We start from the raw sequence: 14717 nt of genomic DNA on the forward strand, positions 1-14717 counted from the left end.
CCCATGATGGCGGTGAACTCGCCCTGGGGGAAGGTCACGGTGACGTTGTCGAGGGCGACGACGCGGGTCTCCCCGTCCCCGTAGACCTTGTTCAGTCCGGTGGCGCGGGCGGCCGCCAGGCCGGTACGGACGGCGGTTGCGGGGATCGTCACGGAGGTGCTCCTGAGGGCGGGAACGGACATTCGGGTTCCGTTCCATCCTCCCAATCCATCCGAACGCGATGCGTATGTCCCGAGGAGGGTCGACCCCCGCCGTCCCGGCGGTACGGCGAGGGCCCTCTCCTTCTCAGGTATGACACCGATCCCTGAGGGCCATGGTCCCCGCGCTACTCCACCGCGACGCCGAACGCGCCCGCCAGCCCGAGCAGACCGTTCGTCACCGCCCGGCCCGACGGGCTGAACTGCCAGCCCCCGCCGGTGCGTTGGAACGAGCCGACGAGCATCGCACTGTCCGGCACACCGCCGGTGCCGGCCGCCCACTGCGCCGGCCCGGCCGCGCCCGGACCGTAGGTCGCCGCCAGGGCGACGCCGTGCACGTAGCCGAGCGGCAGGGCCGGCGGCTCCTCCTCCTCGGTGGAGACGGCGACCACTACCTCGTCGACCTTCGGGGCCAACCGCTCCAGGTCCAGGGTCAGCCGGACCGCCCGGGAGGGCTCGCCCGGCACCGAGTGGGTGGGGTGCAGCCGTACGGCGCCGTCCGGGTCCTGTGGGTTGTTGAAGAACACGAAGTGCTCGTCGCTCAGCACCCGCCCGGCGGCGCAGAGGAACGCGGTGACGTCCAGCTCCACCGCGTCCCCGCCGGCCGTCCGGCTCTGCCAGCTGACCGTCAGGCTGCTGTGACGGTCCGTCGGCGCGGCGGCCGCCGCGGGCTTGCCGTCGTTCGCGGCGCCCCCGCCGAGCCGCCCGCGCAGCCCCTGTTCGGCCAGCAGCTCGACCAGCTCCGGCCCGCTGACCAGCGTCAGCGGCTTGCCCTCGATGTAGCTGTACGAGCCCCGGCCGAAGCCGGCGGTGGTCACCAGGATGCCCTTGTTCGCCCCGTGGTGGCGGACCGTCGACTCCAGGTCGCGCACCGCCGTCGGGGGGACCGTCTTCCGGTAGCGCTTGGCCTGGATCACGATCTTGCCGCCGGTCACCGGGTCCAGGTCCTCGGCCACCACGTCCACCCCGACGTCGCCGCTGCGGGCGGTGGTCATCACCCGGAAGCCGCGCAGCCGGAACAGCTCGGCGATCAGCTCCTCGAACTCGATCGGGTCCATCTCGAACAGGTCCGGGTCGTCCTCGCCGCCGTGCCCGGCCAGGCTTCCGCCGACCGCCTCCGGCAGCCGGTCCGGCCGCACCTCGTCCAGCCGCTCCGGGCGCGCGGACAGCTTGCCGCCCAGGCCCTGGAAGCACTCCACCGGCACCACCCGGTCCAGCGCCAGCCCGGCGAACTCGGCCCGGGAGGCGGTCAGGGTGGACAGGAAGCGCTCCGCCTCCCGGCCGGTCGCCGGGTCGATGCCGAGGACGAAGCCGTTCAGCACCACCGAGTCCAGCATCCCGTCCCGGTCCGCCCGGAACAGCTCCGCCGCCAGGCGCAGCGCGGACTGCGCCAGCACCTCCCGGTACAGCGCCTTGCGCTCCGTCGCCGGGCGGGCCACCTCGGCCTCGCGGTCGTCCGTCTTCACGTACCGCACCCGGGACGCGGCCGGCACCACGTCCGGGCCGGGCAGCTCCCAGTTCACCACCAGCTGCCGGGTCGACGCCTCCCAGGCCGCCACCAGCCGGTGCGGGAAGCCCTCCGGCCAGGCCGCCGAGGCGTACAGGCCGGCGGTGAAGTACTCCTGCACCGCCGCCGACTCGCCCGCGCGCAGCCGGCGCAGCAACTCCTCGGTCCGGGCGGCGCGTTCCTCGTCCTGGCGGCGGAACTGCGCCGCCCAGGCCAGGTACTCCTGGTGGTAGGCGGCCAGCCGGCGCTGCCGGTCCGCCTCCTGCGCCTGGGCGGCGTACCAGTCCTGCTCGAACCGGGCCCGGGCCTGCGTCAGATAGTGCTCGTACTGCCGCCGCACCCCCGGATTGCGCGCCTGCACCTGGTCCGGCGGCGGCACGTGGTACTTCGGGCCGCCCTGATCGGGCATCGCCACCGCCTGGCCCAGCGGGCCCGGGTCGAACGGCGGCACCGGGCGCGGTGCCAGCAGCGTCTGCGGGTCGAACGCCGGCGCCCGCAGCCCGGCGGCCAGCAGCCCGCGCAACTCCTCGACCCGGGAGTCCAGTTCGGCCGTCAGTCGGGCCGCCTCCGCCTCCCGGGACTGCTGGTACGCCCGCTGCGCCTCCCGCTCGTTGCGGGCCGCCGCCCGCTGCGCCTCGCGCTGTTCGCGCTCCCGCTGGCGCTCCTGCGCCGCCTCGGCCCGCCAGCGGGCCTCCTCCCGGCGCTGCTGCTGCCGCTGCGCCTCCGCCCAGATCGCCAGCACTCCGTCGTTCCGCCGCCCCGCCACCGTCCACCCCTTCATTGCACGCCGGACCGGTCGCGCCGCCCGCCTCCCGGCCGCGGCGCCCACCGCGCCCGCAACAATAGAACGTGAACACCCCACCGGGCCAAGCCCCGGCGACCTGCACCGCTGCCGGATTTCGGCCGGATCGGCCGGGGGCGGTCCTGGGGCCCTCCCTCAAACCCCCGTCTGCATGGTGATGCTCCCCCAGCCTTCGGCCGGGAGGTACCCCCATCCCGCGCACCCCAACGCCGCGAGGCCCGCCCGCCGGGCGGACGGCGGGGGTTCGAGGACAGGCCCTCGGGGCTCCCGCGGCGCCCGCCCCCGGGGCCCGGCGGGAGTGCGGTGAGGCGGCCGGGCGGGCGTTGTCGGTGGGGGCGGGTACCCTCGCTGGTTCGAGAGGGAGGGTTTGCCCGTGACGATCGCACCGCAGCACCCGGACCGGCCCGGCGGCTGGGTCTCCACCGGGCTGAGCTGGCACGAGGGCCGCGCCCTGCTCGGCGCCGTACGCGGCGGCCGGGCGCACGAGCGGGCCGTCACGCCCGGCGCGGAGGTCGGCTGGCTGCTGGGCGGGCCGCGCCGCTGCACCGGCGCCTGGCTCGCCGGGGCGACGGAGCGCACCCCGTGTCCGCACCACGCGGAGATCGCCCCGGACGGCGGCGCGGTGCAGTGCCCGGCCTGCCAGAGCGTCGACCGGGGCCTGGCCCTCGCCCGGGACCGGATCCTCGACGACGGCCGGACGTACCTGCTCTACCTCGCCTGGTTCGGCGACGGCCTGCTGAAGGTCGGCCTGACCGCCGAGCAGCGCGGCGACAGCCGGCTGCTCGAACAGGGGGCGCTGGCCTATGCGTTCACCGCCCGGGGTGGTCTCCCGGCGATCCGGCGCGCCGAACTCACCGTCGCCGCCTCGGGGCTGGCCCGCGAGCGGTTCAAGGTCCGGCTCAAGACCGAGCACTGGTGGGCGCACGGCGATGAGCCGTACCGCCGGGCCGTGCTCGCCGAGGCCCTGGCCCGGGCACACCGCCTGCTGGACGGCCACGCCGTGGAGCTGCTCGCCGACCGTCCGGTGGTCGACCACGTGGTGCGGTTCGGGCTGTCCGGCGGAGCCCCGGAGGCGTACCGGCAGATCGGCGGCCTGGCCGCCGGGGCGGTGATCGCGGGCACCCTGCGGGCGCCGGTCGGCCGTCACCTCTTCCTGGACCAGGCCGACGGCTCCGGCCCGCTGCTGCTGGACACCCGCCTGCTCACCGGCTGGACGCTCACCGCGGTCACGGGGCGCGCCACGGCGGGCGTCGCCCTGGAGGAGCGGGTCCGCCCGCCGGAGCCGGACACCCAGGAGGCGCTGTTCTGACCTCGACCGGTTGCTTGTTGAAACCAGAGGGTTTAGCCTCACCCGTGCCGGTTTCAATCTGCTACCAGCATGGAGCGAGCCCGACCATGATCGCCGCCCACGAGAGCTTCGACGGCACCTTCCCGTACGCGCCGCACTTCAGCACCGCCCCCGGCTTCCCGATGCACTACGTCGACGAGGGCGACGGCCCCGTGCTGCTCTGCCTGCACGGCGAACTCACCTGGGGCTACCTCTTCCGCGACCTGGTCCGCCGCCTGGCCCCGACCCACCGGGTGGTGGTCCCGGACCACATGGGCTTCGGCAAGAGCGCGACGCCGGCCGACCGCACCTACCGGCTGCAGGACCACGTCGACAACCTGGAGGCGCTGGTCCTCGACCTCGGCCTGCGCGACGTCACCCTCGTCCTGCACGACTTCGGCGGCCCGGTCGGCATGGGGCTGGCCGCCCGCCACCCCGAGCTGATCGCCCGGGTGGCCAGCCTCAACGGGCCGACGCCGTTCGGCCAGCCCGGCCTCGGCGACGCGCTGGCGGCCAACGCCGCCGAGTCCCCGTGGTTCCGCTGGATCGCCCGGGCGCACGCCGACGGCACCCTCGACGCCGTCCTCGGCGAGCTCGGCTACACGATCCTGAGCATCCTGAAGCTCAACGGCTTCCAGAACAACGCCCTGATCACCGACACCTGGCTGACCGCCTACGGCTCGGCCTTCCCCACCCGGGCGGAGGCGGCCGGGGCGCTCGGCTGGGCGAAGGGCTTCGCGGTCGGGGCGCACGCGTTCGAGACCCCGACCGTCGAGGCCCGGACCGCCCTGGCGGCGCTGCCCGCCCTCGCGCTCTGGGGTGCGGCCGACCGGACGCTGGGCGCCCGGCACTTCCTGCCGCTGTTCACCGAGGCGTTCCCGCGCGGCCGGGCCGTCGAGCTGCCGGGCGTCGGGCACTACAGCCCCGAGGACGCCCCGGACACCGTCGCGGCCGTGCTGGAGCAGTTCCTCGCGACCACGCCCACCCGGGGCTGAGGCCTGCTCGGAGTCGACGCCGGCTCGGCGTCGACGTTCAGCCCAGCCTGCTGCGGACCCCGCCCGGGCCGGACCGGGCCCGGCGGGACAGCGGCGGCCGGGACGGACGGACGTCGCCGCGCGCGGTCGGCTCGCCGTCCGTCACCCGGCGGGCCAGCGCGGCCCGGGCGGCGGCCAGGGCGACACGGGCGAGCAGCGGGTCCTCCTGGACGTCGGCGGCGTGCTTGGCCGACTGGCAGCGCGAGCACCAGACCGGCGAGGCCGGTCCGTCCGGGTAGGCCATGCTCTCGGGCGGCAGGTAGTGCCCGCCGCACTCGACGCACTCGAAGACCAACCTCATCCGACGATCACCGTCCCGGATCCGTGGCACCGACCGCAGGGCGACCAGAAGGTGTGGATCCTCGGCACCGTGTTTCCTTCCTCGTCCCGCTCGACCGTGGCTTCGGTCTTCTCGGTCCCCCCGGACCCTCCGCACCCGGAACAGGACTGAACCTCGGGCATATGCCGTCCTTCCGTGGTGGAGAACCACCGTAGCGCGATTTTCCGGACGGGAGCGCCGGTCCTGAGGATCCGCCACTCCGATGGGGAGCGCGCGAACGTCCCGCGCGCCCCGTCGCACGCCGTCGGCCCCGCGCCTGAGGACGTGGGGCCGGGGACGTGGGGCCGGGGTCGGGGGGGCCGGGGACGTGGGGCCGGGCGGGCAGGCCGGTCAGCCGCGTGCGGCCCGCAGGAACTCCCGGTTCATCGCGGCGATGCTGGGGAGTGGGATGCCCTTGGGGCAGGCGGTGGCGCACTCACCGGTGTTGGTGCAGCCGCCGAAGCCCTCGGCGTCCATCGCCGTGACCATGTTCCGCACCCGGGACGCGCGCTCCGGCGCGCCCTGGGGGAGCACGTTGAGGTGGACCACCTTGGCGGAGGTGAACAGCATCGCCGAGCCGTTCGGGCAGGCCGCCACGCAGGCGCCGCAGCCGATGCACTCGGCGTGCTCGAAGGCGGTGTCGGCGGCCTCCTTGGGGACGGGCGTGGCGTGCGCGTCGGGGGCGCTGCCGGTGGGGGCGGAGATGTAGCCGCCGGAGCCGATGATCCGGTCGAAGGCGGAGCGGTCCACCACCAGGTCCTTGACCACCGGGAAGGCCGCCGCCCGCCACGGCTCGACGTCGATGGTGTCGCCGTCCTGGAAGTGCCGCATGTGCAGCTGGCAGGTGGTGGTCCGCTCGGGGCCGTGGGCCTGGCCGTTGATGACCATGCCGCAGGCGCCGCAGATGCCCTCACGGCAGTCGTGGTCGAAGGCGACGGGCTGGTCCCCGAGGGTGATCAGCTCCTCGTTGAGGGTGTCGAGCATCTCCAGGAAGGACATGTCGGGGCTGATGCCGCCGACCTGGTAGGTGGTCATCGACCCGGGTGCGTCCGGGCCCGCCTGGCGCCAGATGCGCAGGGTGAGGTTCATGCGTAGCTCCGCTGGGTGGGGTGGACGTGCTCGAAGTCGAGGGCCTCGCGGTGGAGGACGGGGGCGGCGCCGGTGCCGGTGAACTCCCAGGCGGCGGCGTAGCCGTACTCCTCGTCGCGCCGGGCGGCCTCGCCGTCGGGGGTCTGGCTCTCGGTGCGGAAGTGGCCGCCGCAGGACTCGGCGCGGTGCAGGGCGTCCAGGCACATGAGTTCGGCGAGCTCGAAGTAGTCGACGAGCCGGTTGGCCTTCTCCAGCGCCTGGTTGAGCTCCTGCCCGGTGCCGGGCACCTTGATCCGGCGCCAGAACTCCTCGCGCAGCTGCGGGATGCGCGCCAGCGCGCGGCGCAGCCCCGCCTCGTCGCGGGCCATGCCGCACTCGTCCCAGAGGAGTTCGCCCAGCTCGCGGTGGAAGGAGTCGGGAGTGCGGTCGCCGTCCACCGAGAGGATGAGGTTGAGGCGGTCCTCGACCTCGGCCTCGGCCTCGACGACCGACGGGTGGTCGGTGGGCACGGCGGGCAGCGGGTTGCGGGCCAGGTAGTCGTTGAGGGTGGGCGGCAGCACGAAGTAGCCGTCGGCGAGGCCCTGCATGAGCGCGCTGGCGCCGAGTCGGTTGGCGCCGTGGTCGGAGAAGTTGGCCTCCCCGACGGCGAACAGGCCGGGGACGGTGGTCTGCAGGTCGTAGTCGACCCAGAGCCCGCCCATCGTGTAGTGGATCGCGGGATAGATCCGCATCGGCACCTGGTACGGGTCCTCGGCGGTGATCCGCTCGTACATGTCGAACAGGTTGCCGTACTTGGCGGCGACGGCGTCCCGGCCCAGCCGGCGGATGGCGTCGGCGAAATCGAGGTAGACGCCCTGCCCGCCGGGGCCGACGCCGCGGCCCTCGTCGCAGACGTTCTTGGCGGCGCGGGAGGCGATGTCGCGCGGCACCAGGTTGCCGAAGGCGGGGTAGATCCGCTCCAGGTAGTAGTCCCGCTCGTCCTCGGGGATCTCGGCCGGCGGCCGGGTGTCGCCCTGGGCCTTGGGCACCCAGATCCGGCCGTCGTTGCGCAGCGACTCGCTCATCAGGGTGAGCTTGGACTGGTGGTCGCCGGAGCGCGGGATGCAGGTGGGGTGGATCTGGGTGAAGCACGGGTTGGCGAAGTGGGCGCCGCGCCGGTGGGCCCGCCAGATCGCGGTGGCGTTGGAGTTCTTGGCGTTGGTGGAGAGGTAGAAGACGTTGCCGTAGCCGCCGGTGGCGAGCACCACGGCGTCCGCGGTGTAGGTGCTGATCGCGCCGGTGACCAGGTCGCGGGCGACGATGCCCCGGGCCCGGCCGTCGACGACGAGCAGGTCGAGCATCTCGGTGCGCGGGTGGATCTCCACGTTCCCGGCGGCGATCTGCCGGGACAGCGCCTGGTAGGCGCCGAGCAGCAGCTGCTGGCCGGTCTGGCCCCGGGCGTAGAAGGTGCGGGAGACCTGCACGCCGCCGAAGGAGCGGGTGTCCAGCAGGCCGCCGTACTCGCGGGCGAACGGGACGCCCTGGGCCACGCACTGGTCGATGATCTCCACCGACACCTGGGCGAGCCGGTGCACGTTGGACTCGCGGGCGCGGAAGTCGCCGCCCTTGACGGTGTCGTAGAACAGCCGGCGGATCGAGTCGCCGTCGTTGCGGTAGTTCTTGGCCGCGTTGATGCCGCCCTGGGCGGCGATCGAGTGGGCGCGCCGGGGGGAGTCCTGGAAGCAGAACTGGACGACGTGGTAGCCCTGTTCGGCCAGCGTGGCGCCGGCCGCGCCGCCGGCCAGGCCGGTGCCGACCACGATCACGGTGTGCTTGCGCCGGTTGGCCGGGTTGACCAGTTTGGCGTCGAACCGCCGCTGGTCCCAGCGCTGTTCGATCGGCCCGGTGGGGGCCTTGGTGTCGGCGATGGGCTCGCCGACCCGGTAGTCGCTGTAGTCGCTCAACTCACCACTCCGGTCATCACGGCCACGGGGACGGACAGGAAGCCTGCGGTCAGCACGAGCGCCAGGCCGTTGGCGGTCAGCTTCAGCGCCCGGTCGCGGCGGGCGTTGTTGGCGCCGAGGGTCTGCGCGGCGCTCCAGAAGCCGTGCCGGATGTGGAAGCCGAGGGCCAGCATCGCGACGATGTAGAACACGTCGACGTACCAGCGGCCGAAGGAGGCCACGACGTTCTGGTACGGGTGGCCCTCCTCGGCGACCGGGTTCACGGTCAGCGTGGTGAGGTCGAGGATGTGCCAGACGATGAACAGCGCCAGGATCACCCCGCCCCAGCGCATGGTCCGGGTCGCGTAGCTCGCCCGGCGGCGCTTGTGGACGTACTTGCTCGGCCGGGCGGCGAGGTCGCGCCGGCTGAGCTGGTAGGCGGACACGCCGTGCAGCAGGACGGCGGCGAGCAGGCCGAACCGGGCGATCCAGAGGAACCACTCGTGGCCGAGGAACGGCTGGCCGATGGTGCGCAGCCAGGCCGCGTAGCCGTTGATGTCGTCGGGGCCGGCGAAGACCTTGAGGTTGCCCAGCATGTGCGCGACCAGGTACAGCAGCATGACCAGCCCGCTGACGGCCATCACCGCCTTCTTGCCGACGGTCGACCGCCACAGGGTCGCCAGGGTGGACGGGCGCCGGGCCGTCCGAGTCGCGGTTGTCATGGCAGCAACGGTAGGGACGGGCGCCAGGGTGCGTCCAAGACATGCTGCGGCTCACGACGATAGGCACCGGCTATCGACGCGGCCTATCCTGGCCGTGTGCAGCTCCAGCAACTCCGCTACTTCCTCGCCGTCGCCGAGACCCGCCACTTCACCCGCGCGGCCGAGGCGGCGCACGTGGCACAGCCGTCCCTCTCGCAACAGATCCGGTCACTGGAGCGGGAGTTGGGCGCCGAGCTGTTCCACCGCACCCGCGGCAACATCGCCCTGACCGACGCCGGGGACGCCCTGCTGCCGCTGGCCCGGCGCATCCTCGCCGACACCGAGAGCGCCCGCCTGGCCGTCCAGGAGACGGTGCAGCTGCGCCGCGGCCGGGTCCGGCTGGGCGCGCCGCCGAGCCTGTGCACCAGCCTGGTGCCGGACGTGCTGCGGCTGTTCCGGGACCGCTACCCGGGGGTGGCGCTGGGGGTGCGCGAGGGCGGCTCGCGCGACCTGGTGCGCTGGCTGGCGGCGGGGGAGCTGGACCTCGCGCTGATCATCACCCCGCCGAGCGGCGAGGCGGCGCCCGCCCTCGCGGTCACCGAGCTGCTGCACGAGGAGCTGGTGCTGGTCTCCGCCGAGCGGCGGGCCCGGCGCAAGGTCCGGGTGGCAGAGCTCAGGGGGTGCCCGCTGGTGATGTTCCGCGAGGGCTACGACGTCCGCGAAGCGACGCTCGCGGCCTGCCGGGCGGCGGGCTTCGAGCCGGAGTTCGCGGTGGAGGGCGGCGAGATGGACGCGGTGCTGGGCTTCGTCCGGGCCGGGATCGGGCCCGCCGTGGTGCCCGGCATGGTGGCGGCCCGCTCGGGCCTGTCCGTCACCCCGTTCGCCAAACCGGGCCTGGGCCGCACCATCGCCGTCGCCCACGGCCACGAGGTGCCGCTCACCCGTGCCGCGGAGGCGCTGCACACCACCCTGCTGGCCCACCTGCGCGACGCCGCCGAGGACGGCGAACTCCCGCCGGGGACGCGGCTGTTGCTGCCGTGAGGTCCGCTCCTCACGGCGCGACCCGGAAGGTGGCTGGCATGTGCACTGGAGCCACAACACTCTGAACCGTCTTCGTGACCGCCGACTACGCCGCGCTCGGGCAGAGCGCGGCCGGGGTCGTCCGTGGCACCACCGGCGTCTGGCTGGCCTGTCTCTCCGCCCGCGCCCACTCCCTCCTCGGCGACGGCGAGGCCACCCGCACCGCCATCCAGCAGGCCGAGGACGCCCGCGCGGCCACCGAATCCGACGACCTCGACGCCTTCGGCGGCATCATGACCTTTCCGCTGCCCCGCCAGCTCTACTACGTCGCCGAGGCCACCGTGCAGCTCGGCGAGGACGCCGCACTCGGCGAGAGCCAGTCCGAGGCCGCCGTCGCCGCCTATCGCGACGCCTCCGAGGACGACTGGGCCTTCGGCGACGAAGCCGGCGCCCAGACCGACCTCGCCCTCGCCCGCATCGCCCGGGGAGAGATCGAAGGCGCTGTCGAGGCCGTCCGCCCGGTGCTCGACCTTCCTGTCGAGCGGCGGAACTTCGGCATCGTCAGCAGTGCCCAGCGGGTCCACGCCGCACTGCACCGCGACGGCCGCCGCGGCGCCGGTGCGGCGGCCGACCTGCGCGAGGAGATCGAGGCCTTCACCGCCACCCCGACCTCGGTCCTCGTCCGGTGACCCCACGGATAGGCTCCGCAGCCATGACCCCAGTTCACCTGACCGGCCCCAACCTGGCACTGCGCGAGGTCGAACCCGAGGACGCCGACGCCCTCCTGGCCATCTACGGCGACCCCGAAGCCACCCGGCACCTCAGCTTCGAACCCCGCACCCGCGAACAGGTCCAGGCGATCACCGCCCGCTCCATCGACTCCGCGAACGCTACCCCGCGAACCGAGTACTGCCTCGCCATCACCCGGCTCGACGAGCACCAACTGATCGGCTACGCACGCCTGGCCACCGAGCCTCAGCAGGCCGCCACCATCGGCTTCGCCCTCCACCCGGCCGAGTGGGGCAAGGGCTTCGGCACGGAGACCGTTCACCTGCTGTGCTCCCTCGGCTTCAACGTCCTCGGCCTGCACCGCATCTGGGCCGCCCGCTCCCCGCTCAACGAGGCCTCCGAGCGCACCCTGCTGCGAGCCGGGATGACCGAGGACGGGCGGATCCGCGACCACGTCTTCGTTCACGGCGCCTGGCGTGACTCGATCACCTACTCGATCCTGGAGCACGAGTGGACACCGATCGACGGCTGGGATCAGCAGCGCCGTCCAGCCTGATGGTGGAAGCAGCGCGAGTTGGTGATGTCGGCCGGGCTGGGCCGGGCGCGGTCGGTGGGCGGCCAGGTCTGTGAAGCCGCTGCTGCCGCACCGGCACCAGCGGCTCGGGCTTCTCGACGGTCCTTTCGACGAACCCCCCATGCGAACGGACATGAGTGGTGCGCAGGTCTGTCGGCTCCGTTCAGTCGAAGACCGACTCGGCAATCGAGAGGGGCTGCTCGACGGACCCTGGGAATGACGGACCGGCCCCAGGGCGGGTGCCCGGGGCCGGTCCGTCGGCGGTCGGGTCAGGCCGGCAGCACGGCCTCGATCGCGGCGGTCAGCTCGTCCGCCTCCGGGTCGACCCGCGGCCGGATCCGGGCCGCCACGGTGCCGTCCGGGGAGACCAGGAACTTCTCGAAGTTCCAGGCGACGTCGCCGGCCTCGCCCTCGGCGTCGGCGACCTGCGTCAGCTGCCGGTACAGCGGGTGCCGGTCCTCGCCGTTGACGTCGATCTTCTCGAACAGCGGGAAGGTCACGCCGTACGTGGTCGAGCAGAAGGTCTGGATCTCCTCGGCGCTGCCCGGCTCCTGCCCGGCGAACTGGTTGCACGGGAAGCCCAGCACGGTGAAGCCGCGCCCGGCGTAGCGCTCCTGGAGCCGCTCCAGCCCGGCGTACTGCGGGGTCAGGCCGCACTTGGACGCGACGTTGACGATCAGCAGCGCCTTGCCCTTGTGGTCGGCCAGCGAGGTGGGCTCGCCGGAGAGCGTGCGCAGGGGGATGTCGTACAGGCTCACGGTGGTGGTCCTTTCGGCAGGTTGGCAGCGGGTTCTCGCCCGGGCACACGGTAGCGGTCCCGGACGGCTCAACCGTGCCGGCGCCGCTGGTGTTCCGGGCGCGAGGGGCGTACGGAGCGGCTCGTCCGCCCCCGCGCAACCAGTCAGAGCGCGAGCGGCCTGATCGCGGTCGGCGCGTGCTCGGGGAGGGTGGCGACCTCCTCCCACTCGTTGACCTTGTCGATGTCGGCCGCGGCCATCGAGATGTTGGTGACCCGCTCCAGGATCGCCTCGACGACGACCGGGACGCGGAACTCGGCGGCCAGCTTCTTGGCCTCCTCGAAGGCCGGCAGCAGGCCCTCGGGTTCGGTGACCCGGATCGCCTTGCAGCCCAGGCCCTCGGCGACCTTGACGTGGTCCACGCCGTAGACGCCCAGCTCCGGCGCGTTGATGTTCTCGAACTCCAGCTTGACCTGGAAGTCGATGTCGAAGTTGCGCTGCGCCTGGCGGATCAGGCCCAGGTACGAGTTGTTCACCAGCACGTGGACGTACGGGATCCGGTGCTGGGCGCCGACCGCCAGCTCCTCGACCATGAACTGGAAGTCGTAGTCGCCGGAGAGCGCGACGATCTGGCCCTCGGGGTCGGCGGTGGCGACTCCCAGCGCGGCCGGGATGGTCCAGCCGAGCGGGCCGGCCTGGCCGCAGTTGATCCAGTGCCGCGGCTGGTAGACGTGCAGCATCTGCGCGCCGGCGATCTGGGAGAGGCCGATCGTGGTGACGTAGCGGGTCTCCGGGCCGAAGGCCCTGTTCATCTCCTCGTAGACGCGCTGCGGCTTGATCGGCACGTTGTCGAAGTGGGTGCGGCGCTGCAGCTGCGCCTTGCGGGCCTGGGCGGAGGCGGCCCACTCGCTGCGGTCCTTGAGCCGGCCGGCGGCCTTGAGTTCCCCGGCCACCTGGACGAAGAGCTCCAGCGCGGCCTTGGCGTCGGAGGCGATGCCGAGGTCGGGCGCGAAGATCTTGCCGATCTGGGTGGGCTCGACGTCGACGTGGACGAACTTGCGGCCCGCGGTGTAGACGTCCAGGCCGCCGGTGTGGCGGTTGGCCCAGCGGTTGCCGATGCCCAGGACGAAGTCCGAGGCGAGGAAGTTCTCGTTCCCGTAGCGGTGCGAGGTCTGCAGGCCGACCATGCCGGCGTTCAGCTCGTGGTCGTCGGGGACGATGCCCCAGCCCATCAGGGTCGGGACGACCGGGACGCCGGTCAGCTCGGCGAACTCCCGCAGCAGGTCGGCGGCGTCGGCGTTGATGACGCCGCCGCCGGCGACGATCAGCGGGCGCTCGGACTCCTGGAGCAGCGCGATGGCCTTCTCGATCTGGATCCGGTTGGCGGCCGGCTTGTAGACCGGGAGCGGCTGGTAGGCCTCGGGGTCGAAGTCGATCTCGGTCAGCTGGACGTCGATCGGCAGGTCGATCAGGACCGGGCCCGGACGGCCGGAGCGCATCAGGTGGAAGGCCTGCTGGAACACGCCGGGGACCTGCGCGGCCTCCAGCACGGTGGTGGCGGCCTTGGTGACGGGCTTGGCGATCGAGGCGATGTCGACGGCCTGGAAGTCCTCCTTGTGCAGGCGGGCGACCGGGGCCTGGCCGGTGATGCACAGGATCGGGATGGAGTCGGCGATCGCCGAGTACAGGCCGGTGATCATGTCGGTGCCGGCCGGGCCCGAGGTGCCGATGCAGACGCCGATGTTGCCGGCCTCGGCGCGGGTGTAGCCCTCGGCCATGTGGGAGGCGCCCTCGACGTGCCGGGCCAGCGTGTGCCGGATCCCGCCGGAGGCCTTGAGCGCGGCGTAGAACGGGTTGATGGCCGCGCCCGGCACGCCGAACGCGACGTCAACGCCTTCGAGCTTGAGGATCTCCACTGCCGCGCGGGCGGCTGTCATACGAGGCATCGGGTTTCTCCTGCGTCGGCCCGCAGTGGGTCGGAGGGCTCATCTCCAGAATTCCACCATACGGAAGAATGGTTTCTTTATGCGGAAACACGGTACGGCGGGGCCCGTCGGGGCGTCAAGGGGGGCTTCAACAGAATGTGGAAGTCGGCTCCGGGGTGTGAAACCGCAGGTCGCCGCGGGCGCGGGGGTGTGGCGTCCGGGTATCGGGCCAGGCTGTCACGGTGGCTTCGGTTGGGCCATGACCGCTTCCTCCAGCGCCGGGTGCCTTCCGGGCCGGCCGGCTCGTTGCTTGCTGCAAACGGTGCTGCACGGGCCTGGTTCGTACACCTGGTCGCCGATCGTGCTGGTGTGCCCGGGGAAGCGGCCGTTCCGGGCCGGAAAGCGCGGCCGGTGTGCAGCGCGGGTGAAGGGACGGTGTCCGAGGTGGGCCCGCCCCGCGCCGCTGGGTACTGTCGGTGCCACGCCGGGCCTGTGACGTCCAACTGAGGCCGCGGCAGGGGGAGTTGGGATCGTCCGGGAGCGGGGGAGCTCCAGCGGCCGGTCCCGTCCAGGACCAGCGCGCCCGGTCCGCCGCACCCGAGCGAGGGACGCACCCCCTGACCGCACCGACCCGACACCCGCCGCCGTCGTCCGGTCCGCCCGGACCCGCGGCCGTACCGCTGTCGCCTGCACCTGCGGTCCACCGCCCGCTCCGCCGCGCCCGCCCTGCCACGCCCCGCTACCTCCGCCTGACCGCCGCCGATCCGGTGGCCCGCGCCACCGGCGACCTCCCGCTGCCGGTGCCCCCTGCCGTCGGCGACCCTTTGCCGCCGG

At 73.3% G+C, this 14717-nt stretch carries 12 protein-coding genes; 5 read left to right on the plus strand and 7 right to left on the minus strand.

Annotated features, from left to right (window positions below):
- Nucleotides 1–325 precede the first annotated feature (325 nt).
- The gene (locus tag ACIOJE_RS33310) at nt 326–2470 is read right to left on the minus strand and encodes a restriction endonuclease (protein WP_400781372.1); all 2145 of its coding nucleotides are present in this window, start codon (nt 2468–2470) and stop codon (nt 326–328) included.
- Nucleotides 2471–2879: 409 nt separating this feature from the next.
- Between ACIOJE_RS33310 and ACIOJE_RS33315 the strand changes: the two genes are divergently transcribed.
- Nucleotides 2880–3815: a DUF2797 domain-containing protein gene (locus tag ACIOJE_RS33315; protein ID WP_400781374.1), complete on the plus strand. Its 936-nt coding sequence runs from the start codon at nt 2880–2882 to the stop codon at nt 3813–3815.
- An 86-nt stretch (nt 3816–3901) separates the two neighbouring features.
- On the plus strand, nt 3902–4828 hold the full coding sequence (locus ACIOJE_RS33320; RefSeq protein ID WP_400781378.1) for an alpha/beta fold hydrolase: 927 nt from the start codon (nt 3902–3904) through the stop codon (nt 4826–4828).
- Between the two features lie 37 nt (nt 4829–4865).
- Here ACIOJE_RS33320 and ACIOJE_RS33325 read toward each other — a convergent pair whose 3' ends face one another.
- The 4 genes from ACIOJE_RS33325 to ACIOJE_RS33340 all read right to left on the minus strand — a co-directional run bounded on the left by ACIOJE_RS33325 (nt 4866) and on the right by ACIOJE_RS33340 (nt 8919).
- Nucleotides 4866–5168: a hypothetical protein gene (locus ACIOJE_RS33325; RefSeq protein WP_400781380.1), complete on the minus strand. Its 303-nt coding sequence runs from the start codon at nt 5166–5168 to the stop codon at nt 4866–4868.
- Nucleotides 5169–5537: 369 nt separating this feature from the next.
- On the minus strand, nt 5538–6275 hold the full coding sequence (locus tag ACIOJE_RS33330; RefSeq protein WP_280686227.1) for a succinate dehydrogenase/fumarate reductase iron-sulfur subunit: 738 nt from the start codon (nt 6273–6275) through the stop codon (nt 5538–5540).
- Nucleotides 6272–8218 carry a fumarate reductase/succinate dehydrogenase flavoprotein subunit gene (locus ACIOJE_RS33335; protein WP_280686228.1) on the minus strand — a complete coding sequence of 649 codons (1947 nt, stop codon included), beginning with the start codon at nt 8216–8218 and terminating at the stop codon, nt 6272–6274. Before ACIOJE_RS33335 ends, ACIOJE_RS33330 begins: the two co-directional genes overlap by 4 nt.
- A complete protein-coding gene (locus ACIOJE_RS33340) occupies nt 8215–8919 on the minus strand; it encodes a succinate dehydrogenase cytochrome b subunit (RefSeq protein ID WP_280686229.1) in 705 nt (234 codons plus the stop codon). The genes ACIOJE_RS33335 and ACIOJE_RS33340 overlap by 4 nt, the downstream gene beginning before the upstream one ends.
- A gap of 96 nt (nt 8920–9015) precedes the next feature.
- On the opposite strand from ACIOJE_RS33340, the gene ACIOJE_RS33345 reads away from it, so the two are divergent.
- The 3 genes from ACIOJE_RS33345 (at nt 9016) to ACIOJE_RS33355 (ending at nt 11203) form a co-directional block, all read left to right on the plus strand.
- Nucleotides 9016–9939 carry a LysR family transcriptional regulator gene (locus ACIOJE_RS33345; protein WP_280686230.1) on the plus strand — a complete coding sequence of 308 codons (924 nt, stop codon included), beginning with the start codon at nt 9016–9018 and terminating at the stop codon, nt 9937–9939.
- Between the two features lie 74 nt (nt 9940–10013).
- Nucleotides 10014–10607, plus strand: coding sequence for a hypothetical protein (locus tag ACIOJE_RS33350; protein ID WP_280686231.1), 594 nt, complete (start codon nt 10014–10016; stop codon nt 10605–10607).
- A gap of 23 nt (nt 10608–10630) precedes the next feature.
- Complete coding sequence (locus ACIOJE_RS33355) at nt 10631–11203, plus strand: GNAT family N-acetyltransferase (protein WP_400781385.1); 573 nt, start codon at nt 10631–10633, stop codon at nt 11201–11203.
- A gap of 287 nt (nt 11204–11490) precedes the next feature.
- Here ACIOJE_RS33355 and ACIOJE_RS33360 read toward each other — a convergent pair whose 3' ends face one another.
- Both ACIOJE_RS33360 and gcl read right to left on the minus strand, forming a co-directional pair.
- Nucleotides 11491–11979 (minus strand): glutathione peroxidase, encoded by a 489-nt coding sequence (locus ACIOJE_RS33360; protein WP_280686233.1) that lies wholly within the window; start codon nt 11977–11979, stop codon nt 11491–11493.
- Between the two features lie 143 nt (nt 11980–12122).
- The gene (gene gcl / locus ACIOJE_RS33365; protein ID WP_280686234.1) at nt 12123–13904 is read right to left on the minus strand and encodes a glyoxylate carboligase; all 1782 of its coding nucleotides are present in this window, start codon (nt 13902–13904) and stop codon (nt 12123–12125) included.
- Nucleotides 13905–14717: the final 813 nt, after the last annotated feature.

This window comes from Kitasatospora sp. NPDC087861, from assembly GCF_044742585.1.
Taxonomy (GTDB): domain Bacteria; phylum Actinomycetota; class Actinomycetes; order Streptomycetales; family Streptomycetaceae; genus Kitasatospora.

Coding starts and splice junctions, on each gene's coding strand:
- ACIOJE_RS33320 (WP_400781378.1), top strand. CDS start 3,902: ATGATCGCCGCCCACGAGAGCTTCGACGGCACCTTCCCGTACGCGCCG.
- ACIOJE_RS33325 (WP_400781380.1), bottom strand. CDS start 5,168: ATGAGGTTGGTCTTCGAGTGCGTCGAGTGCGGCGGGCACTACCTGCCG.
- ACIOJE_RS33330 (WP_280686227.1), bottom strand. CDS start 6,275: ATGAACCTCACCCTGCGCATCTGGCGCCAGGCGGGCCCGGACGCACCC.
- ACIOJE_RS33340 (WP_280686229.1), bottom strand. CDS start 8,919: ATGACAACCGCGACTCGGACGGCCCGGCGCCCGTCCACCCTGGCGACC.
- ACIOJE_RS33355 (WP_400781385.1), top strand. CDS start 10,631: ATGACCCCAGTTCACCTGACCGGCCCCAACCTGGCACTGCGCGAGGTC.
- gcl (WP_280686234.1), bottom strand. CDS start 13,904: ATGCCTCGTATGACAGCCGCCCGCGCGGCAGTGGAGATCCTCAAGCTC.